Here is a 22761-nt window from a genome sequence, read left to right on the forward strand (position 1 = left end):
TCAAAAAGAAACCAAGATACCTCAACATATTAATTTTTTTTTTTACTGCATTGCTACTATTGGTATACTTGCTTACTTAATTATTTTAGTAGAAACGCTATTATCAGAGCCTATGAATCTTAGCTATTTAATGATAGCAACTGGAATATTATTTTTTAGCCTTATGGTATTTTATTTTACTTATAGATTTTTTCTATTAATATTGAGTTTATTTATAGATTCACCCAATAATGAAAAGGTAGATAAATTATAGTATATAACGCTATTAAAGGCGGATACATTTGCGACAAATGTGTAAAATGTATATTGTTTTTTAATGGAACAAGAAATCTTGAAAAACCTTAAAAAGAAGTTAAATTTAAGAATTGAGATAAGGATTTTGCCATTTTTATTATCCTTCGTTGGGCTAGAAGCCCTTGTAATAGTCGTCACTCGCTTGGAAGCGAGCGACTGAGGATAGCAATCCCGAAGGGATGAAATGATTGTAGCATTTGATGAAATTAGGAAACATTTAACCCCGAAGGGGTGATAGATAACTCGTTGTCTATCACCCCTTCGGGGTTTTGGTGATGCAATCGTTTTTGTTTGCTATCATCCTTTCATCCCTTCGGGATTAGGCGTTCCCGACTGCGAAACGCCTAATCAATAACACCGATACCTGACATCCGAAAGCCGAAGAACGCAAGCCGACATCCGACGACCGAAACCCGACGACCACAAGCCGACATCCGACGACCGAAAGCCGAAGACCGAAAGCTGAAACCCGACAGCCTACCCTCTACCCGCTTCACCCAAAATAGCCTCATACTCCAACTCCGCATCGGGAACTAGGCCTGATTGGGCGATGGCGGTTTTTTGTGATAGGATGGGTTGGTTGCCGTTGGCGGCTAATAGGTTATTGATTACCTCTTTGTTGTCGCGGAGGGTGAAGGGTACTATCTCGGGCTTGATACGTACATTTTGGGCGTCGTTGGCTAGGGTGGTGTTTAGCGTGCCGACGAAGGCTTTGATGATATTGATACGTCGCTGAAGGTATTCGTCGAAGATTTCTCGCTTGTCTTGTACCTTCAAATGGGCATCCAGAAACAACATTTCTAGGGCAATGCCCGATATTTGGTTCAGCCCTTTTACCGACTCAAAACTAATATCTGGGGTCTGCGTAAGCGAGTAGATTAGCTTGAAAAGCGTGTCGATTTCTAGCTTTACGCTCTCGGGGGCATGATCCCATGAAAGGTATTGTGCCGTGGCGCCAACTGAACCTTGGATGATTGCGCCTGTTTCGCCCTTTTTGGCAAAACCTTGTATTTCGCCCTGCACAAAAATCTTCGGTGCGCCGTGGTAGTCGTTGGTGTCGGCAAAGTTAGATAATAGCGTTTCTAGTCGCTCGATGATGTGCTGAACGTCGTGCCAGTCGGTTTGTTCTGCTTGCCCGAACACGACGGGGATTTTGCCGATGATGTTGGCGGTACGGCTCACTTCTGTCCAAGTTCCGCCTTGTGGTTTTGCCCAAATCAGGGTTTCTTCATCCGTATACGTTTCAAAGTATTCAGTCGTTTTGTTGTCGATGTCTTTGAAGGAAAACTGTCGCGAGAACGCCACCAAGTCTTGATTTTTGTTGAAGAATGGATACAAACGGTTGCCGTCCCAAGGCGAAATAGGCAGTACTTTTAGCTTGAATTTCGACGAGAATCCGTACTCATTGCTAGGCTTGGCGAGTTCGGTGATGTACCAAATTTCGGCAAACTGTGTCGTGCGGAGGATGTCCTTGCACATCCTGCGATTGAAGGAGTCTATCTTGTTGTCTTCTAGTATTTTATGTAATGCCAATACGACTGCCTTTTCGTTGTCGGTACTAGGTTGGGCGTGCAATACTACGGGGTTGCCAAAGGCAAACGACGTGGCGGTGGATACGATTTTGTTTTGAAACGCTATCGGAATACGCCCTACTTTCTCTACCCGTTGCTCTTCGTTGTCGGTACGCACTATCTTGTCGGGGCGTTTGGTTTTGTCCAACACGCTGTGTCCGTCTATTTTATACTGTTTTTGATAGGCTGCTATGTTGATGTCGTCAATGTTCGACTGTAGTATTTGGATGGAATCGGCAATCGATTCGGTTTTGGTGATGTCTATTACTTTCATGTTGTTAGAAAAATTTTGCTAAATCATTAGCGGTTTTGTTAAAATTAGGCAGGTGATAATCGAGGGCATAGGCGATTAAATCAACGTATTCGTCGTGTTCTTTGACAGGAAATCCGCAGACTTCATCGACAAAATCGTCGTTCCAATTGTCCGAAACCAAATATACCCTGCCACATTCTATCTTCGGACTTTGGGCGTTTAAACGGGTAGTTTTGTCGTCCTTGGGCGAGGGTGTTTTGGTGATATTCAAGGCCGTTTGTGCCGATAATACTTGGATGATGGAAAGCCCGTTTGCCTTGGGTTCTATCCTGATACTGCTGTTGTGGGTGTAGCCGTTGGCAAGGGCAAAGTCGCTCAAGAACCGTAATAGTTCTGGAAATTTATAATATACCTTTTTGGCTTTGGTGATATACAAGGCGTTCCCGATTCGGCAGGTGGCTATTATGCCGCTTGGGTCGTTTTCTTCCGAGCGGTTCGTATAGGCAGTATCGGCAAAGAAAATGATGGGTTCGGTAGTGTGTATACGTTCAAATTCATTTTGGGAAATATACTGAAACCATTCTTTTTTAATGATGTTCCCACCGTCTTCGCTAGGCGACTGTTCGTACTGATTTGCATAGCCACGACTGCCCAAATCTACCTTCGCTTCTTCCAAGACAGTCCTGTTCAAACGATTCACGTCTAGCAACCCATTGGTGTAAAATTCCTTTAGTTCGGGCGGACTTACCTTTGTGGAGACCTCCGCAGGTAAGCAAAGATGCCTGATGCTTTCGCCCTTTTTATCCAACAAATAGCCCGTGACGTCCTTGTCGTGGAGGCGTTGCATGATGGTTATCACGGGCGTATTTTCTTTATTCACTTTCCGTGACGACAACGTCTTGGTGTGTTCATTAGCCGTCTTGCGGTCGGCATCAGAGGCCGCCTGCGAGGGATTCAAGGGGTCGTCAGAGATAATCACGTGGGCGTGTTTCCCCGTGATAGTTCCACCCGTGCTAGTCGTGTAGCGCGCACCCGTCTGGGTGTTTTCATAAGCCCCTTTGGATGATTTGTCTCGCCTAATCACTACTTCAGGAAACAACCTTTTGTATTTCTCTGCCGTAATAATATCCCGACTTTTGACAGAATGCTCTATCGACAGATCGTTGGAATACGAATTGGTGATGATGCGGATGCTTGGGTCTTGCGTCCAGAGCCATGCAGGAAACATTATCGTGCTGATGGTCGATTTGGTAGTGCCAGGGGGAATATTAATGATGAGGTCGTAGGGTTTCTTCTCACGACTGATGATGGACTTTGCGAGGGTCTGGAGTTCATCGCAAAGTAAAGGGATGTGCCAATTGTAAACGGGCTGTTCTTTGATGACGACGTCCCAGAACGACTGAACGAACTCGAAGAATGAGTTTTTACAGACTTCCCTTTCAATGGCAATCAGCAGGCTATCAGGTATGTCGATATTAGTTTTCAATTTTTCGGGCGATTAATAGGAGTTGTTTTTTTTCGACTTCGGTAAAATCGTCGAGGTTCACCATCCTGCCAGTAGGGGTGGGAGGCTCGCTGTTTTTGGTAGTATTCAAATTTCGTTCGGTTGCGTATAGACCTAAGAGTTTCCTGCGTTCCATGAGCTGATAACGGATTTCGGAGATGTATCGAGGGTTGCCGTATTCCTTTACGTCTTTGGTGGCTTGCTCGGTGTCGGTCAGGCTAATAAAGGTTTCGTCGTCAAACAGGCTGACTTGTTCCTTTTCTTTTTTGCTGACCGATATTTTCCCTTTCTGCTTCGCCGAATGCTGTTGATAGTCGGTTTTGGATTTCTCCCAAGCTTCCCACAGTTCGGTAATCGCCATGTCTATGCGTTCGAGTTCTAATTGAATGGCTGCATCGATATTGCCCATTCTCTGCCGTTGCCATTCCTCGACTAGCAAGGCAATATCTGCCCGAATGGTTTGGGCACTGATGGCTTTGTCGGAGGCCATCCGTTGCTGTGCCAACTCGGCTATCTTCCTGACGGAATAGCCTTTTTTGTATAAATCGGCTACGATTTGAAGACGATGTTGTTTTTTCATGTGTTGTAGAAAAGGGTATGTATGTAGCACGAGTTTCCAACTCGTACATGATTTCACGAGTTTTCAACTTGTACATGACTTCACGAGTTGGAAACTCGTGCTACTTTAGTGTTAGCATCATCATTTTATCAAAACAACCACCATCACCACCCCGCCGACATAATTAAGCACCTTGGCAAAAAATAGCTTTCTGGTGAGTTTTGCCACAGTCTTTTCTTTGTCAACTAAACTATTCTGGTAAAAATCTCGCTCAATAGTCCTGAGCGTTAAATCGCTTGAGGTTTGCTCCAAACTCTTTTGCATGATGCTTAGTTTTTGCTGAAACGCCTCTGCATTGATTTTACTTGCCAGCGCATCTTTTGCCGCCAGTTCTGTGAAAATGTAGTAACCCTTGGGCAACAATTTGCGGTAGTGGGCAATGGTAGTGTCGCTATTGTTTAAACACACTGTCGATGTAATTTTGGAGGCGTTCGCCTTGCAAGTTGTTGATATAGGTGTTGTTAGCATTAATAGTGCTATCAATCTTATGAAATTTCTGTTGGATAAGGCTATCATTGTTAGAGGGTTTTATCATTATCTGTGGTCGATTTTCCTGCGGTTTTGAGTGCTTGGAGCATTGTAAAAAAACTACAATCAGCACCACAATCAGACAGGCAAAGAGCAGGGAAACCTTGTCGGCGGTGAGTTCAGTTTTTAGTTTATTGATTGTTTGCCAAAGCGTAGCGAAGTTCATAATCGTGTCGGGTTTTGCGGTTTGTGGAATGTAATGTTTGGATTTTCTGGAGTTCAACTTCGTTGCTATCAAGGATTTGTTTCATCCTGAGGTTCTGTTTTGCCAGCTCGTTGGCCAGCAGTCGGTTTTCGATAATCACCGACTTAAAGCCCGTTACGCAGGTGTCGCATACCCCAAATTGGTTTTCAGCGACGTTCTCGACTTCCTTGCGCATCACTGCTATCTGGTTAGTTTTCTGGAGCTGTACAGCCAAATCTGTGGGTGCATGGTGGACTGTCGTAGCCGTTGATTCCTGACAGCTTGTTAGTCCGCTGATGATAAGGCCTGACCAGATAATCAGCGAGGAAATGGTGTTAAATGTACTTTTCATGTAGGTGGATTTTTTTTAAGTTTTCTATGCGGTTAAGCCATCCCCGCAGGAATTTTCGTTGATTGCCCACGCCTATGGCTTGGTAGTAGTGGGTGCGGTATTGGTAGATTTTGCTGTAAAGCTTTCTAGGGTTCGCCTTGTTAATTTTGCGGATGGTTGCTTTCCCAAATACGCCGTCGGGCGTGGCACCTACGATACGCTGGATGGCCTTTACGTTGGCTTTGTCTTTTCCAGGGCCACAGTTCACGAGGATGTCTACGATGGTTTCGGCGATGGCTTGGTTGTGGATGATTTGGGCGTTGGCGTAGTTCCAGTACATGGCTTTGTAAATGGGCTTGATGTCGTGCTGGGTCGTTAGGGCAAGGTCGAAAGCCGAAACCTTGCCGTCGGCATCTTTGTCGCACGCAAGGGCGATGGCCCGCAGGCAGGCACGTTTGTAGGTGCTGAGGGTCACGCCGTATTTGGTGGCACCTCCGCGGTCGTATTGGGTGACGGTAAACAAGACACCCTCGGCTTTGAGGAGATGCGGGAAATAGCGGTTGAAGTCTGCTGGAAAAGCAATAGCTGACTTCAATACAATGCCCACTGTAAGGATGAATTTTTTTTTGTTCATTTAAAAAAAGGTGTTTTTTCAGGTGTTCAAGTGTAGTTTTTTTTGCCTTTTGAAAAAAAATAAAATTATTTTTTCCAGCTAAATTTTCTAGTGTTCGGATAATACGAAGGTTAACTTTTGGGCTAAAAGAATTATACAAATTTATTCAAAAAGGGCATACAACGGTACTTTTTTTTCATATATCTTTGTGCAAGAAATCTACAATTCTTCTGAAAATTATGAAAGAAAAAATCTTAGCTTCTCTCAAAAACAGGTACAAAAATTTGGGTTTGAGTGAAAAGATTCTCGACGGAATTGCCGATATGTTGGCAAGCACTACTCCCGAAGAATCAGCGATTGAAACCGCCGTAGGTGGGGTCGAAACATTAGCCAAAAGTTTTCAGTCGGAAACCGACCGCATCAGAACGGAAGCCAACAAAGCCAAAGCCGACGCCTTGCGAAAAGAGGATGAAAACAAAAAGGGGGGCGCTACCGAACCCGACACATCAGACATGCCTGCGTGGGCAAAGGGGTTGATGGATGCCAACAGACAATTGACTGAAAAGTTGACGGCTTTGGAGGCTGGAAAGACAACTGAAACACGCAAAAGCTTATTAGAAGAAACATTGAAAGATGCCCCAAGGGCTTTTAAGAACAAGGTTTTAAAAGACTTTGAAAGAATGAACTTTGGCACTGACGATGACTTCACAAATTACCTAACCGATACCCAAACAGACCTTTCGGCTGTCACCCAAGAGATTGCCAACGTTGGCCTTTTAGCACGCCCCGTACCGATAGCGGGCAGTGGAGGCAAAACCAAAGAACCTTCAAAGGCTGAGCTGGATAGTGTGATGGGGAATATTATGTGAATTAGTTGTGATTGAGTGAGTTAGTGATTGAGTGATTTTTTCAATCGTGGTCTTTCCACCGTGGTCTATTGATAATCAATGTATAACAACCTCAGCCCCAGCCCCTCTCCTTCAGAGAGGGGAGTTTTAAGCACCAAGGTCTGCTCCCCTTCTCTGAAGGAGAAGGGGTTGGGGGATGAGGTTGACGTATGAAAATCACTAACTAACTCACTCACAACTAACTAACCACCAAAACGTGAGTTTAAATATTGTGGTCTGTGTGCCACAGACCACGGTAACGGTTGAATAAAAAAAATCACTCAATCACTAACTCACAACCCACTCAATCACAACTCACTCAATCACAATTACATATTCGTCCAGAGGACTACTAATAGTCGTCACTCGTTTGAAACGAGCGACTGCGTAAGCAATCGTTCGTCGGATAAAATTCACTAACTCACAACTCACTAACTCAATCAATCACTAAATCACAATTAATTAAAATGGCAGGATACGCAAACCTTTCAAATCCTGATGAAAGCATTTTATCAGAGAAAGATTCAATCGTTATCATGAATAACCTTGAATCCATCAAAGGTGGCAAAACGCTTGATATTATGGGCTTTGGCCCTACAATCATCAAAGCGGGGCATGTAATCATCCGTGAAACAGCCACGGGACTTTTCAAGCCCATGCCACTCGCCACCAACGACACCGTCTATGGATCATTGCCTTCGGGACATACCTATGCGGGCATTTTGGTAGCCACCATCAGAACCGCAAAACCCTTTGCAGGTATCATGATTCGCGGCACTGTTAATACAGTAGCCTCACCTTTTTCTTTAACCTCAATTTTGTCGGCAGTAAAAACAGCCTTGCCACAATTGATTTTCACAGCAGACGAATAAATGGAACAATCATTATTTATTGAATGGGTAAACAAATGGTTTCCCGGTATCACTACACGCGTGGTGCAAGAGTTGAACGACGCTAAAAATGAATTGACCTATTTACACAGAGCGTTGTTGAGAAAACAGTTCTCTGCGACAGGTAAATGGGAGTCAATCAGCGTGGCGAACACCGCCATCATGGCCGACGTCGTGGCGATGGATAGCGAATTACCCTTGAAAAAGCGTGACTCAATCTCCAAAGCCAATGGCGACATCCCTAAGTTTGGCATGGAGCTGAAAATGAACGAACAACAACTGACCAACTTGGACGTAACCATCGCCCAAAATGCTACTGAAAGTCAGATTATTAGCGCCATCTTCAACGATACGCCCAAAGTAATTACGGGTATCTGGGAACGCAACGAGCAGGTGTTTTTGCAGGGACTTTCAACGGGCGTAGCCTTGGTAGATAGCGACAACGTAGGGACGGGTATCAGAATTGACTACGGCTACAAGGCTGATAATAAGTTTGTTGCCTCGGTACTATGGTCGTCGGCATCAACAGCCAAGCCTATCGATGACATCGAAAATGTGTTTACAAAGGCAAGTCTTGATGGCAATGTGTTAGGCACTATTTACATGGACAAAACGGCCTTTAATAACATGACCAAGGCGACATCGTTCAAGGAGATGTTTGCTTTCAATGCGGGCTTCTCGGGAGGGTCTATTCCTTCGCCATCCATCGAACAGGCTCGTCAGGTGATTCTTTCACGCTTTGGAGTAAATCTCCAGATTATCGACAGGGCGGTGCGTTACGAGAAAAACGGCGTGCAGACGACCTTCAAACCTTGGCAAGATGGCATGGTAGTATTTACACCAGCGGGACCAATTGGCTCGTTGTTTTACGCTAAATTGGCGGAACAAAATCACCCAACAGCGGGCGTAACATATTCTGTGACGGATGATTTTATCTTGGTATCGAAGTTCAGAACCAACCGCCCGTCGTTATCAGAATTTACGACTTCCCAAGCAAGAGTAATTCCTGTGATTTCAGATGTGGAGGGGATTTATACGCTTGATAGTAAGTCAGTGGCTTAATTGAGTGAGTTAGTGATTGTTTTTAGTTGTGAGTTAGTGGGTTGTGAGTTGTTCTATTGAGTGATTTGTGATTTAGTGAATGAGTGATTGTTTTTTACTTCCGTGGTCTGTGGCACACAGAACACAAAATGGTTTGAAAATACTCATGGCATGACCTCGCTACTCGACTTACCCTTCGGAACATCTCGAAGAGCAAAATATTAAAGAGTAAGGCAAGAAAATCACTCAATCACTCATTCACAAATCACTCAATAGAATACCTACTTCCGTGGTCTCACTCATGGCATGACTTACAAATTATTTGGCAATTATCATGAAACTAGCAAAGTCATGCCATGAGTATTTTCACGTGAATTACTTTGTGTTCTGTGTGCCACAGACCACGGGATTGGATGCCCTTCGGAATATCTCGAAGAGCAAAAAGAGCAAAAACACTAACTCACAACTAATCACTCAATCACTCAATAGAACAACTCACAATTCACTAACTCACAACTAAAAAAATGCCTTCCATCAAGCAAATCATTCAAGCAAGGATTTTGGAATTTGGGTTTACACTTTCTGAGATTACGTTAGATTCATACATTACAAAGATAGGCATAGATGGCAGTCGCGAATACAACACAGACAATGCCATTGATGTCGACAAGCTGATGTATGCCATTGTACCCATGCTATTGTTAGTACCCAAGGTGTCGGAAGGACAGTACTCACGAGAATACGCCATTGCCAACATCAAAGCCTATTATCAATCGCTTTGCTTGGAGCTTGGTCTTCCCGATACGCTGAATCCAGTACCATCAATCACCGATAAATCAAACCAATGGTAGTGCCAACGCAATATCCTTATAGCCTATACCAGTATCAGATACTGGCCTCGAGCCAAGATGCCACAGGCGATTTTGTCAGCAACGGAGCCGAATGGGTGTTGATGGCAAAATGCCGTGATGAAACCACCTCCGCCCAACGAATACCCACTATTGATGACGGCATGGCGTATATACCAGATGCGGTAGTGTATTGCGAGGCATCTTGCGAAGTGATAAATGTTGGGTCAAAAGTGCAAGTACGTAACCCAGACGGTAGCGTCAGGCTATCAGGAACTTGCCGAGGATTTTCAAAAGACACCTTTCATAGCAGACTATGGGTTTAATAAAAACATTCGACCTCTTTGGCATCCATAAAAGGCTTGAAAAAGTAAACAAGCAGTTTAGGGAAAAAGTAATCCAAAGCCTTGATGAGATAGGCGCTGAATGTGTGGATATCGCCCTAGAAAATGCCGACTATGACGACCCGATGGGAAACCTCCGCAGTTCAATAGGCTATGTCGTGCTGGATAATGGCGAGGAAGTCAATTCAGGAGGGTTCAAGCAAATAGAAGGCTCGTTAGGCATCAAGTATGGTTCACAGAAAGGGAAAGATTTGGCAGAAGAACTGGCGGGCAACCATAGCGAAGGCTTTGTGCTTATCGTGGTAGCAGGCATGGAAAATGCTGCTGCGGAGGAAGCCAAAGGGAAAGATGTGTTGACCTCTTCAGAAGAATTTGCAAAAAAGGAAATACTGAAAGTACTTAATAAAGTTCAGCAAGAAATGAAAGAAGAGCCATGAAAACACAATTCGACCAAATCGCCACGCTTTACGCCATCCTGAACGATTCGAGCCTGAAAATTGCCATCAGCGGAGGACTGTATAAATTACGCCGACCCGTCAACAGTAGCCAAGAAGACGTAGTCATCAACAGCCTCAGCATCGGCGAAGGCAACTTACAACGGGGCATCGTCAACGTCAATATCCATGTGCCCGACCTCGTCGTGAAGCTCAATGGCGAAGTTCAGAACCAACCCAATATCAAGCGTTTAGGTGAATTAAGCAGCCTTGCATACGATATTTTAGCAGAAGTAAGCACCAGTACTTACTCGATTTTTATTCAATCATCCACGATTATCGAAGAGAGAGCCATCAATACTCATTTTCAAAACATACGATTAATTTTCACTTTTTATAACACATAAAATGGCAACAGTAACCTACGGATTAAAAAGCATTAAATATGGCGACATCGCCAATGACGGCGGAACAGCAACAGCCTTTGTTTCAAAAGGATTGACCCTTTCAGACACCTTCAAGATTGAAACGGGCGACAATGAAGTGCAGGAATTTATGTCGGAAGAAAACGACTATCCCGAAGAATCCATCATCACGATGGGTAAGAAGCAGTATAAATATACAGTGATGAATGCCGACGCAGACATTGCAGGATTTTTGTTAGGAGGGACGGTAGCCGCAGGCGTTTGGAGCTCACCCGACACTACTTCCAAAATTCAGAAATCTGTGCAGATTGAAACCAAAACAGGGCATATCATCACGATAAACCGAGCCTTGGTATCGGCAAAACGTGCGGGTGAATTCAGTAAAAAAGCCTTGGCAACCATCGAGGTTACGCTGACGGTAATGAAGCCACAAAAGGCAGGCGTGTATGCCGAAACGTGGGAAGATCCATCATAATCATTAAGATTTGAGTAATGATATAATTGTTAAAAAGCCTGTAATTTTTATGGGCTTTTTTTACAAAATTATTGCTAAAATCGCTATATTTGTATAAGTGTTATGCATCACAATACTACCCTGAAAAACGGCTTCTTTTTAAATTTTATTAATTCTTTTTAGCTAATTTTATAGCTGAATCACATAAAAAGACCTTAAGATAATAAAATGAAAAAGACCTTACTTATTGGGCTAAGCTTATTAATGAGTACTTACACCTTTTGCCAAACGCCTAGTAGTTTTGATAGAGAAGAGGTAGTGGAAGTAAAAAATACGAAAGCCAAGCTGTATGCTAACGCCCAAACATGGATAGCCAAAACCTTTGGTGACTATAAGTCTGTGATTCAGTTTGAAGATAAGGAACAGGGGAGGTTGATTATTAAGGGGTTGTCTGATTTGAATGTAGAATTTTATCCTAATTTTAGATATACCATTACCATTGATGTAAAAGAGAATAAGTATAGGTATTCGATTACTGAGATAAATATTGGATTTGCAGGTACTAGTAACTTTGTAAGTTCGTATTCATCAATTGAAAAAACGCTTTTGGGACTTAATTCAGTTAAATCAAAATTAGATAACATACTTGCATTGTCAACTAGTAATATGTCTAAAAAAGAATTAAAAAAATATGAGGAAGAGGTTAATGGCTTAAAAGTAGGCTACAATAGCTATTCTTCTAGAATATCCAATGTAAAAGATATCTTGGATAGTATTTCTAGTTCTTTAAAAACAGCCATGAAAAGTAATGATGATTTTTAAAGTTTTTCGTTCACGTATATTTATTAGCGTTATAATATTCGATTTACTTTCATGAATAGCAAGGGACTTAAGTCCCTCGCTATTGATAAAGCTCCAAAGCTCTTCTATGATTGATATTTCATTCATGGCATGAGTAACTTATAGCTTTAAATTTAATAGTTTTTTTCGGCTGGAAGCCTTATAAGAATGGTCACTCGCTTGGAAGCGAGCGACTGCTGCGATTGTATAATTTTTTTATCACCTACACCCCATGTCTGAACAAGAAATAAACAACCTTGAAAAAAAAGAGACAGACGCTCTGATAGAACGAGGTCTAAAATGGAACTGCAAGAAAAGCTCCATCCTACGATTTGTAGGTTCCGAAACCCGTGAATTTATCATCAAACCCTTTAGCTTAGGCTTAATGCTGATGCTGAGTGCGGAGTTTAAAAAAATAAATTTTAATCCGCAGAAGATTGATGACAACTGGATGTCGGAATCAAAAAACCTGATGGCAACGGCCCCAGAGCCCCTTTCACGCATCATTATGATAGCCGTGTTAAGGAATAAAGTGTTGATTAAATACTTTGGCGGTTTTGTAGCCAACTATTTTCTGAACAGGGTTGAACCCAAACAATTGCTAGAGTTGGCGATGATTATCAACCAAATGTGCAATCCAACGGATTTTATACTCTCTATCAAATTTCTTTCGATTCATCAGATGATAATCAAGCCTCCTCATTTGATAGAGAAAATAGCGACGGAGGAGGAAGAAGTAATACTGGACTAAAATCAATCTATGGCAGTATAGGCATTATTTCAAAAGAATTTGGCTGGAGTTGGCACGAACTGATGTGGCAAATTCCGTGGGTAACAATTCAAAAGATTTTGGCCGATCAACCAAGGTACAATCTGCCCAAAAAAGAAAGTATTGAAGAAAAGACAATGAAGTTCGAAGATTACCTAAAGACCATTCATAAAGTAAAGAAAAATGAACAATAACGGTGGTGCCATAAGCTTTGATGCTTTGATAAATAATTCTCAGTTCTTGAAATCATTTCAGGAAATGGAGGAACGTATCAAAAGATTTACGACGAGTGCAGGAGAGGAAGCAAGCAAGACAGATATGCTATTTTCAAAATTAGGAGATGCTATTGATAATGCTTTTAATAGTGATAATCTTAAAGAAGTTGCACTAGAAATCATTAAAGTGCGTGGTGAGTTTCAGGCACTTGAAGGAACGTTTAAGATAATGCTGGGGTCTAAGCAAAAGGCAGATGAGCTAATGACGAAGGTTGCTGATTTAGCCACTAAAACACCTTTGTCGCTGACACAAGTAGGAGAATCTGCGAAGATGTTATTGTCTTATGGGTTTTCTGTAGATAGCGTGATGCAACACCTGCAAATGTTGGGCGATGTTTCCCGTGGTGTGAATATACCTATTGAAGACCTTGTGAATACCTTTGGGGCAATCAGAACAAACGGAGTGGCTAGCCTGAGTGATATACAAGGTATGGCTGGAAAAGGCATTCCTATCTTTGAAGAACTTCGTAAGGTGTTGAATACCAACCGTGATGGAGTGGAAAAAATGGTTGAAGCTAGTAAGGTAGGGTTACCTCAAATAGAGCTAGCTTTCCAAAGCATGACTTCTACGGGAGGGATGTTTTCAGGGGTAATGAAGGAACAGGCTAAATCTGTCGATGCATTAATGACCAACTTGGAGGAGTCTATCAATAGGGTATATAATGAAATAGGGAAAGATACCGACGGTTTGGTTGCAGGTACGCTTCAGATGGGTGTTTCGATGCTTGAAAACTACAAGAGCATTGCTAAAATACTTGAAGTATTAGCTATTACGTATGGTGCAAGTAAAGCATCACTTATTATCTACAATGTAGTTGTGGGTATACAAACACAATTGCAACTTGAAGCTGCATTGGCTGGAAGAGCATTATCTGTTTCGGAAGGGCTTGCCGCAGTAGGGGCAAAAGGATTATCGATGGCAACAGCAGAACTGAATGCTGTAATGGCAGTAAACCCTTATGTACTGATGGCTACTGGTATTGTTGCGGTTGTAAGTGCTATGGTTTTGACAAGAAAAGAAACGATAGAACTGAAAAATGCCAATGAACTATTGGCAGAATCCATCAAAGAAGTAAGAGATAATCATATCGGCGAGAAAGAGGAGGTTTTAGCAAATATTCAAGTTTTAAAGAATAAAAATGTTGCTGATTCAGTACGTGAGCAAGCATACAAAAGAATCAATGAGTTAAGCCCTAAGTTGTTAGAGGGTATGAGCTTAGAAGAAGCAAAAATTAAAGACCTTACGCTTGTAACAAGAAACTATATTGCTGAATTAGAACAAAAGATACAATTAGAAGGTAATTCATCGGCATTAAAAAAGGGTATTAAGCAAAGGAATGACCTTCAAGAAGTATATGATAACATTGATAAAGCATATCAAGAGAAGCTTAAAAGAGTAAACCAGTTAAAAAAATCAGGTACACAAGCTGATAAGCTAAAATTATATGGTGATGGTCAAGATAATTTAGGTTTAATGTACGACCTCGAACAATTAAAAAAAGAACTTGACGCTGCGAAAATACAATTACAAGAATCAAAAGATGAAATTGAAAAATTAAATAAAAATAGAGTAAACATTTATGCAAATGACCCAGCGGTAAACGCATTAAAAGCTACTATTGAGGGGGAAAAGATAAGGCTAAAAGGAATAAAAAATAATTTAAGTCCAGAATATAAACAGCTTGAAGACTCGATTAAAAAGCATCAAAAAGAGCTTGACTCACTTCAAAATACTAATAAGCCATCAAATACAGTAGTTAAAAATAAGTCTTATTGGGACGAAGAATTAAAGAGAAGACAAGAGGATTTTTATAAAGTTGAAAAAGGGGCTAAGAATTATGAAAAATTAAAAGCGGCAGTTAAAGAAGCTCAAAACGAATTAAAAAATTATAATGTAAACCAAGGCTCAAATAATACAAATAATGTACCACAGGTTGATGAAAAACTAAAAGGAACAATTGCGTATTATGACCAAATCATCGCTCGTTCAAAGTATCTTCAAGAAAGAACAACTAATCAAAGTTCATTGACTACCTTGATTGTTGAACAGGGAGAGGCGATGAGAAAAAAGGCTGAGCTACAAGAAGCAAATGATAAGCAACTAGAAAATGAGCTTTCAAAAAGTAAGATTAAAACTTTTGAGGAAGAGATTGAGGAGAAAAAGAAACAATATGTTTTGTATGAAAATTGGGTAAAAAATATCGGAAAGAAGGTAGCAGATGATCATCCTCAGTTTAAAGATTTACTTCCTCAAGGAAATAATTATGTTGATTTTCTAAGTAAAAAGATTAAAGAGTTTGAGACTAAACAAAATGATGTCAATCTTGACCCTACCGCCAAAACCGAAGCACAAGACAATTTAGTAAAGTATAAGGTTGAATATCAGATAGTCACTGGGAAAAAATCTGGTGTGGAGTTACTCAAGGAGGACATGTTGAAGGCTAAAAAAGAAGCCAAAAGTTTGGTAGAGTATCTTGAGTATATTGAAAAGCTAAAAGAGAAATTAAAAAGCAATACATCTACGGATCAAGCTGAAGCAAATGCGGTTGTAGAAGAAGCCAACCAAACTAAAGAGCAAATAGCTGAAAATCTGAAAGAGTATTTAAGTAATCATGAAACGTATGAAGAGCAAAAGGACAACATCATCAAGAAACATATAGGATTAAGAGAAGCCTTAGAGAGCCAATATACAGACAAAACAAATGCTGAATACCTTAAAAACCTTGAGAAACTAAAAAAGGGAAAAGAGGAAGAACTTGATATAATTAAGAAAACGAATGAAGAGAAAATAGCTTATCTTAAATCCCTTCAAGATTCTTTACGAATTATTGACCTTAAGTATTTAAAAGAAAAGGTTGAGACAGAAAGAAAGACTCTCAATACGATAAATAAAGAAACAAATTTTGATGATTACATTCAGCAACTAAAAAAGGTACAAGACGCTGAAAAAAATCTTAACGACCATCTATTAAGTGTAGTTTCCAAATTCGCTAGTTTAGGTGGACAATTAGGTGGTGTACTGTCTCAAATGAACGGAGCGATTGGGGATACTGGTCAGTTGTTATCAGGCTTGGCACAAAATGCGGATAATCTTGTCAATGCTTTCAAAAAAGGAGCTACATCTACTGATAAATGGATGACTGGTATCACGGCTACGATTGGCTTGATTGATTTGGTTGCTAGTTCAGCTAGCGAAAGAGAAAAAGCCGAAGAAGAATATCGCAAAAATGCCTTGCAGTTTGAACAAGATTATAAGGTCGCCATCAATGAGAGGATAGGGGCGGAGGCGAAAACAAAAGAAAATGTTTTTGTCAAAGATTACGCTGTTAGGCTCAAAGACGGCTTCAAGATGTACAATGATGCGAGTGCAAAATATCAAGAATCATTAAAAAAGCTAGAGCAGGGGAAAGCAAAGGTAGGACAACGAAATGCTGTAGATTGGGGCAAAGTGGGTGGTGGTGCGGCAATGGGTGCAGCCTTGGGAACAGCCATTGTACCTATAATCGGTACTGCTATCGGTGCGGTCGTTGGGGGGATTATTGGGTTGTTTGGAGGAAAGAAGAAGAAGGATGTGTTTACAGGACTGTTACAGGAGTATCCTGAATTAATACAAAAGGCTACTAACGGGCAAGAGATTTTTAACAAAGAATTAGCCGAAACCTTGATTAGTAATAACCAAGTGGACGATGCAACGAAGCAAATGTTGCAAGATTCCATCACTTGGTCTGACCAAATGGAGAAAACCAAAGGACAGATTAAAGAAATTATCTCTGATTTGGCAGGTGACTTGGGCGGTAAATTAAGAGATGGACTTTTGAATGCCTTCAAAGATGGTACTTCGGCAGCAGAAGCTTTTGGCAAATCGGTTACTGAAATTCTTGAAAGTATGCTGAATCAGTTGGTTTTCAATCAGATTTTTAAGCAAGCTTTTGATGACTTAGAAAAAGATATGACCAATAGTTTTGACCCTGATAATGGTGACCAAAACGTGTTAGACGATATGCAGAAGTTTATGGCTCAAGCGCCAAGCCTGACTAAAATGTATGAAGAAGCTCTGACGGCTTTGAATGCGGCAGGCAAAGGTTATGGCTTAGACATTTTTGGGAAAAACAAACCCGCAAGTGCTAATTCATTAACAGGCTCGGTGAAAAGTATTACTGAAGATACGGCAGGGCTTTTGGCAGGGAATATTACACAGCTCAGGGTGGTGGCTACTAGCCAGCTTGTCTCACTTCGTAATGTGGAAATGATTGCTAGTCAGCAACTTACTTTACAAGCCAAATTCCTACCTTTTCTGGAAAGAATAGATAATAATTTAAATAAACTCAATTCTGGAGACAATATATTAAGAGTGAAGTTTTAGGTTGAAGTTTATGAGCTTAAAGTCTAAATCCTAAGCCTTCAACTTGTAAACCTTAAACTCCTAAACCCTAAACTCCTAAATGAATGAACTACAACTATACGTACCGTTTAATGAAACTAGCGGAGATGTTGCTCTCGATATTGCGCAATATCATTATGATTTAAGCATCGAGGGTGGGCAATGGCTGGAGGGCAAAGAAGACCATGCCCTCCATTTCACGGGCGAAGGTCTTGCCCAAACGGTGGGCTATGAAATGATTGATTTCAGTAAAGATTTCTCGCTGTCGTGTTGGTTTAAAGCGGAGGCCTCGGGGGAATATCCACACAGCACTTGGCTTTTTTATCAATTCCACGGCGTGTTTGATTTCCTGTACTTGGATGCCAAGACGAGGTGCATCGACTGGACGTTGATTGAAATTATTCAAGAAGGACGAAAGGTAAGGTTGCTTGTGAATACCCACTTGGTGGCTGAACAGGATTTCCCAGACGACTGGGGAATGCCTACGGGCTTTTCGTTAATGAACGATAACAACTATACGACGGGCTTTTTTGCCATCGACGAACTGAAAATATACGATGGCGTGGTTTATCAAAGTGGCACTTTTAATCCTCCTATCATCAAAGAAATGGAAATAACTTATAAAATAAATGGCAATAGTTTTAAAAACTATGGCGTGCGGGTTCAAGCCTCGACGGGGATGTTTGATGCCCCAGAAATAAAACCTCCTGTTACGATTGAATGGCAGGATTATCACGGCGATTTTGTTGATTTGAACGATGTTCGCTATAAATCAAAAGTGATTGAGCTAGACTGCTGGCTGTATGCTAGTTCTGCGGAGGATTTTGTCCAGAAATGCACCAGTTTTATCAACCAGTTTTATGGTTCGGGGACGAAACGCTTGCATTTTGATAATGGTATCAAGGTGTTTGTGTATGAGGTCTATCTGGCTACGGGGTTGAAAATAGAGAAAAAATGGCGACCCTCGCAGATGATTGGTAGTTTTAAACTGACCTTAAATGAGCCTCAGCCCATCAAAAGAAGCATTTTGTTTATCCGCAACGACGACAACACGACGGCATCGATAACGCTGAATAGTCCGAAATTGGTGACTATCTACTGGGGCGATGGTACTAAAACGGATAACGTGTATGGGGAGGTCACCAAAACCCATACTTATGCTACCAACGGCTATTATTATATCATTGTGGCAGGGGTAATTGAGGAAATTACGAGCTTTTCAACCAACGGAATCATACAAAATGCAGCAAATAGTTTTATCTAAAGCCAACGGCACGCAGGTTTTATTACAGAGCATCAACCCTGTCATCAGCATTACGAAGGCCGAACAACACAAGCAACTATTGGGCATCAATGAATTGAGCATCGAGATAGATTCGAGCGTGCCGGTGGTGATTGAAATTGGTGATAGTATTTTGATGTTTGGCGAGCGTTATACGTGTAATTACCTGCCTTCGCCCGAAAAGATTTCTCAGCACGTTTTCAAGATTAAAGCTACCTTTGAGTCGGTGCAATACGATTTACTCAGGGCGATTTATTTTGATACCGACGTCAGTGGTTTTAACACTAGTCCCGATTTTACGCTCACGGGCAACCTGCGAGATTTTGCGGATTTGGTCATCAATAATATTGCAAGGGTTTTTGCAGGGCAGTGGAGCATCGGGTCGTGTGTGAGTACGGAAGAAAAAACGATTAGCTTCAACGATGAAAGCTGTTTGGCGGTTCTCCAGAAAATCTGTAAGGAGTTTGACACCGAGTTTGAGATTATTGAAGACGGTCACGGTAACAAGGTGTTGAATCTGGGTAAGATTGGTAGGATACTCGCGCATACCTACGAATATGGGCAGTCGGGAGGGTTGTATAAACTCAACCGCGATACGTTGTTGGATAAAAATGTGTACAACCGTTTGTATTTGTTCGGAGGGAATAAAAACATTCCTGCGGGCTACCGCAATAACTCACTGAGACTGAGGACGTCAGATGCCTATTTGCAAGATGATGCCAGTATTGCCTCCTTCGGATTGATTGAAAATACCGTCACTTTGGAAGACATTTATCCCAAACGCTTGGGGACAGTAACCAGTCTAGGCAGTTCGGAATTGATATTTACGGATGCCTCGATGGACTTTGATGTCAATGCCAATTTGGTAGCAGGGGTTAGTCCCAAAATCAATTTTAATACAGGAGGATTATCGGGCATTTCCCTTGAAATTTCAAACTATGACCACGCCACGCAGACCTTTACGGTAAATACTTATCAAGACGACCGAGGATACGTCTTCCCGAATGCCACCGACACCGCCTTTCAGATAGCCGTTGGGGATACTTATGTGTTGACAGACATCAATTTGCCAAGCAGTTACATTGCCACCGCCGAAGCCAAACTGTTGGCCGAAGGCATCACGCTGTTGAACCAAAACAAGTCGCCAAGGGTGCAATACGGATTGGAGATTTACGAATATTACCTTAAAAGCATATCGGGCGGAGGGGCTATTCAGAACTTTTTCAACCTTGGCGACTACATCAACATCATTGATGCCGATATGCAAATCAACGGCAGTACACGGATTACGGGCATTACCCGCGACTGTCAGTATCCCTATCGATACAGCCTTGAAGTAGGTGATTCCGTACAAGTATCCATCGTGGAAAAGGTTTTTAGCGAGATAAAAACCACCAAGCAAATCATCAAACTGAACAGGTTGTATGATGCTACCCGTGCCAGAATGGGTTGGAGAAATACGCAGGAGCTATTGAACATGGTGTTTGATACCGACGGTTTTTTTGATACTGGCAATATTAAACCATTGAGTATCAATACTTCTATGTTGGTGGTGGGCGTAAAGTCACAGCAGTTTGTGTTGCAAGTAGTGATAGAACCCAATTTTCAAGGGCATAAAAATGTAGTGCAAGTGTCCAACGGCACATTGGTGCATTATGCCATTTTTGAAAACAACGTGACGTGGCAAATAGCAGGAGGGAATTATACCTTGCCAGACGATAACGCACGGTATATTTACGCCAAATGTCATAAGACCGACTACAACGACGGTCTGCTGATATGCTCGACAGAGCAAATCAGGGTAGATGACGACTCGTCGTATTTTCATTTCCTTGTCGGTACCCTTCATTCAGTCACGAATGGCGTGCGGTGGATTTCACTGACTTATGGCGCAACGGCCATCAATGGGAGGTTTATCAAAACAGGACGCATCCAGTCGTTCGACGGGCAAACGTATTTTGATTTAGACACCAATGAGATAGCAGGAAAGATAAGTTTTATCAATGCCAATGGCGACTATAAAAATCTGGAGGAACTGAATCAAGATTTGGAAGATTTTGTAGATAGCACCACCAACTTTATCAATACTACGTACCCGACGGATGTAATTGACATCAAAGGTCAAATAGATGGCAAGGTAGAGACTTGGTTTTATGACTACGTACCGACAACAGAAAATGAGCCAGCCGTTAGTTGGGGAATGGAAAGGTATAAGCACATTGATGATTTATTTTTCAATACATCCACAGGGATAGCCTATCGGTATAAACACGCAGGTGGCGTTTACAGTTGGGACGAAGTAAGAGATACTGGCGTAACGGAGGCACTGAACAATGCAAGTGTCGCCCAAGATACGGCAGACCATAAGCGGAGAATTTTTGCCGTTCAGCCCTATACGCCGTATGATGTAGGTGACCTTTGGACGCAAGGTGTGTCAGGCGAAATAATGGTTTGTAAAATTGCTCGAGAAACAGGCGATTTTGTAGGAACAGATTGGGAGAAGGCCAGTAAATATACCGACGACGCCAGCTTGATAAGTTTTGTAGATGATATTTTTTATCCTACGCAAACAGCTACCCAAACACAGCTAGACGGGAAGATAGAAGCATGGTTTCAGGATGCCGACCCGAACGTTTGGACGGCAGATGAACGCCCAAAGCACGACAAGGATATGTGGTATCACTTGACCGACAAAAAGCTCTATCGTTATAAAGCCAGTACCAATTCGTGGGAACGTATACAGGATACCGATGCCTTGGCGGCGTATGAATTAGCGAGTAGGGCACAGGATACTGCTGATGGGAAAAGGAGGATTTTTGTAGATACGCCCTATCCGCCTTATGATGTGGGCGACCTCTGGACAGACGGCACGGATTTACGTAGATGCATTACCCAAAAATTGGCAGGGAGTAGCTACAATGCCTTAGACTGGAACATGGCAACCTTTTATGACAACACGAAAACGACCATCGACGGTGGCGTGGTGACATCGGGACGAATCCAGTTAGCAGGCGACGACACGAACATCAAAGCAGGCATCACTGGGCAGGGAACGAGCGACGCCTCGGTAAGATTTTGGGCAGGAACGTCTTTTGAAAATCGTGCGATAGCCCCGTTCAGGGTTTTGCAGGATGGCTCGACGTTTTTCAGAGAGAAATTGGTCTTGACGGACGACAGCAATCAGGAGCAAGCAGGTATTTGTGGGGCAGATAATTCAAGCGACGGGTCGATTAGGGCATGGTTTGGAGAAACGTATGCCAACAGGGCAATAGCACCATGTCGGTTTTATGCAGATGGGACGATGATTGCGAGTAAAGGGAAGTTTGGTATTTTGGAAATATCGGGCAACACCTTAAAAAACGATTCTAATGCTGATGCGTATATTGTACTACGTAATGACCCTCAGAATCAGTTTACGGGCATCGGGACGAATATATATCCAACGTCATCGTCTGTTTATGGCAGTGCCAGATTTGAACAAGGAGCAAGCAATCCTTCGGGATGGAATATTGGTTCTCAGCACAAAGCAAGCGGAGGAATCAGGAATTTAGCCATTTTTGCTTCTGAAGGAGAGGCTTTGTTAAATGAGGCAACCTTGCAGGGGCGGTCGTGTTTGACATTCAATATGTTTGGATATAACTATGAAGTAGATGTTTCCAAATATGATGTTATTGAAGGAACACCACTGGCTTATCCTTGCGGCGTGCATTTTGTCGGGACGGTGTATAATGGCAAAGAGGTAACCTTAATCAATACGAACGACAGTTCTCCTTACTTTTTGTACAGTACGGCAAGGGCTGGCACGGTGGAAGTAGCAGGGGGGGAGGTAGTGACGATGATTTATTCAAGCGGGCATTGGTATGTAAAATCTCGGTATGATAATGATTTTTAGTAGTTTCTATTAGCGGGGGACATAAGTGTTATTGATTAACCACGAGTATATAAATAATTGATAATCAATCCTTATCTCTAGCGAGGGACTTAAGTCCCTCGC

At 42.0% G+C, this 22761-nt stretch carries 20 protein-coding genes; 14 read left to right on the forward strand and 6 right to left on the reverse strand.

The window, feature by feature from the left end; genetic code table 11:
• Positions 1 to 771: 771 nt before the first annotated feature.
• Positions 772 to 2139 carry a phage portal protein gene (locus AC07XN_RS02355; RefSeq protein ID WP_494741905.1) on the reverse strand — a complete coding sequence of 456 codons (1368 nt, stop codon included), beginning with the start codon at positions 2137 to 2139 and terminating at the stop codon, positions 772 to 774.
• Positions 2140 to 2143: 4 nt separating this feature from the next.
• On the reverse strand, positions 2144 to 3202 hold the full coding sequence (locus AC07XN_RS02360; protein ID WP_494741906.1) for a hypothetical protein: 1059 nt from the start codon (positions 3200 to 3202) through the stop codon (positions 2144 to 2146).
• On the opposite strand from AC07XN_RS02360, the gene AC07XN_RS02365 reads away from it, so the two are divergent.
• A complete protein-coding gene (locus AC07XN_RS02365; RefSeq protein ID WP_494741907.1) occupies positions 3186 to 3404 on the forward strand; it encodes a hypothetical protein in 219 nt (72 codons plus the stop codon). The genes AC07XN_RS02360 and AC07XN_RS02365 overlap by 17 nt on opposite strands.
• A 189-nt stretch (positions 3405 to 3593) precedes the next feature.
• Here the strand turns inward: AC07XN_RS02365 and AC07XN_RS02370 are convergent, their stop codons facing one another.
• From AC07XN_RS02370 to AC07XN_RS02385, 4 genes are all read right to left on the reverse strand, one after another.
• Complete coding sequence (locus tag AC07XN_RS02370; protein ID WP_494741908.1) at positions 3594 to 4202, reverse strand: hypothetical protein; 609 nt, start codon at positions 4200 to 4202, stop codon at positions 3594 to 3596.
• Between the two features lie 120 nt (positions 4203 to 4322).
• Entirely contained in the window at positions 4323 to 4757 is a 435-nt protein-coding gene (locus AC07XN_RS02375) for a hypothetical protein (protein WP_494741909.1), read from the reverse strand.
• Between the two features lie 143 nt (positions 4758 to 4900).
• Positions 4901 to 5305: a hypothetical protein gene (locus tag AC07XN_RS02380; protein WP_494741910.1), complete on the reverse strand. Its 405-nt coding sequence runs from the start codon at positions 5303 to 5305 to the stop codon at positions 4901 to 4903.
• Positions 5289 to 5918, reverse strand: coding sequence for a glycosyl hydrolase 108 family protein (locus AC07XN_RS02385; RefSeq protein ID WP_494741911.1), 630 nt, complete (start codon positions 5916 to 5918; stop codon positions 5289 to 5291). The genes AC07XN_RS02380 and AC07XN_RS02385 overlap by 17 nt, the downstream gene beginning before the upstream one ends.
• A gap of 218 nt (positions 5919 to 6136) precedes the next feature.
• On the opposite strand from AC07XN_RS02385, the gene AC07XN_RS02390 reads away from it, so the two are divergent.
• The 13 genes from AC07XN_RS02390 (at position 6137) to AC07XN_RS02450 (ending at position 22659) form a co-directional block, all read left to right on the forward strand.
• Positions 6137 to 6766 carry a hypothetical protein gene (locus AC07XN_RS02390; RefSeq protein ID WP_494741912.1) on the forward strand — a complete coding sequence of 210 codons (630 nt, stop codon included), beginning with the start codon at positions 6137 to 6139 and terminating at the stop codon, positions 6764 to 6766.
• 485 nt (positions 6767 to 7251) lie between these two features.
• Positions 7252 to 7656: a hypothetical protein gene (locus tag AC07XN_RS02395; RefSeq protein ID WP_494741913.1), complete on the forward strand. Its 405-nt coding sequence runs from the start codon at positions 7252 to 7254 to the stop codon at positions 7654 to 7656.
• Positions 7657 to 8736, forward strand: a complete 1080-nt coding sequence (locus tag AC07XN_RS02400) for a major capsid protein (RefSeq protein ID WP_494741914.1) — start codon at positions 7657 to 7659, stop codon at positions 8734 to 8736.
• 503 nt (positions 8737 to 9239) lie between these two features.
• Positions 9240 to 9566 carry a DUF6706 family protein gene (locus AC07XN_RS02405; RefSeq protein WP_494741915.1) on the forward strand — a complete coding sequence of 109 codons (327 nt, stop codon included), beginning with the start codon at positions 9240 to 9242 and terminating at the stop codon, positions 9564 to 9566.
• The gene (locus AC07XN_RS02410; RefSeq protein ID WP_494741916.1) at positions 9560 to 9889 is read left to right on the forward strand and encodes a hypothetical protein; all 330 of its coding nucleotides are present in this window, start codon (positions 9560 to 9562) and stop codon (positions 9887 to 9889) included. Before AC07XN_RS02405 ends, AC07XN_RS02410 begins: the two co-directional genes overlap by 7 nt.
• A complete protein-coding gene (locus AC07XN_RS02415) occupies positions 9880 to 10344 on the forward strand; it encodes a hypothetical protein (RefSeq protein WP_494741917.1) in 465 nt (154 codons plus the stop codon). Before AC07XN_RS02410 ends, AC07XN_RS02415 begins: the two co-directional genes overlap by 10 nt.
• The gene (locus tag AC07XN_RS02420; RefSeq protein WP_494741918.1) at positions 10341 to 10748 is read left to right on the forward strand and encodes a hypothetical protein; all 408 of its coding nucleotides are present in this window, start codon (positions 10341 to 10343) and stop codon (positions 10746 to 10748) included. The genes AC07XN_RS02415 and AC07XN_RS02420 overlap by 4 nt, the downstream gene beginning before the upstream one ends.
• 1 nt (position 10749) lies before the next feature.
• Entirely contained in the window at positions 10750 to 11241 is a 492-nt protein-coding gene (locus AC07XN_RS02425) for a hypothetical protein (RefSeq protein WP_323253338.1), read from the forward strand.
• A gap of 207 nt (positions 11242 to 11448) precedes the next feature.
• Positions 11449 to 12042, forward strand: coding sequence for a DUF4468 domain-containing protein (locus tag AC07XN_RS02430; protein WP_494741919.1), 594 nt, complete (start codon positions 11449 to 11451; stop codon positions 12040 to 12042).
• 250 nt (positions 12043 to 12292) lie between these two features.
• Positions 12293 to 12811 (forward strand): hypothetical protein, encoded by a 519-nt coding sequence (locus AC07XN_RS02435; protein ID WP_494741920.1) that lies wholly within the window; start codon positions 12293 to 12295, stop codon positions 12809 to 12811.
• 201 nt (positions 12812 to 13012) lie between these two features.
• Positions 13013 to 17467 (forward strand): tape measure protein, encoded by a 4455-nt coding sequence (locus AC07XN_RS02440; protein WP_494741921.1) that lies wholly within the window; start codon positions 13013 to 13015, stop codon positions 17465 to 17467.
• A gap of 79 nt (positions 17468 to 17546) precedes the next feature.
• Complete coding sequence (locus AC07XN_RS02445; protein WP_494741922.1) at positions 17547 to 18749, forward strand: hypothetical protein; 1203 nt, start codon at positions 17547 to 17549, stop codon at positions 18747 to 18749.
• Positions 18727 to 22659 (forward strand): phage tail family protein, encoded by a 3933-nt coding sequence (locus AC07XN_RS02450; protein ID WP_494741923.1) that lies wholly within the window; start codon positions 18727 to 18729, stop codon positions 22657 to 22659. Before AC07XN_RS02445 ends, AC07XN_RS02450 begins: the two co-directional genes overlap by 23 nt.
• Positions 22660 to 22761 lie beyond the last annotated feature (102 nt).

Source organism: Arcicella sp. GW458-12-2-14-TSB2, assembly GCF_059423785.1.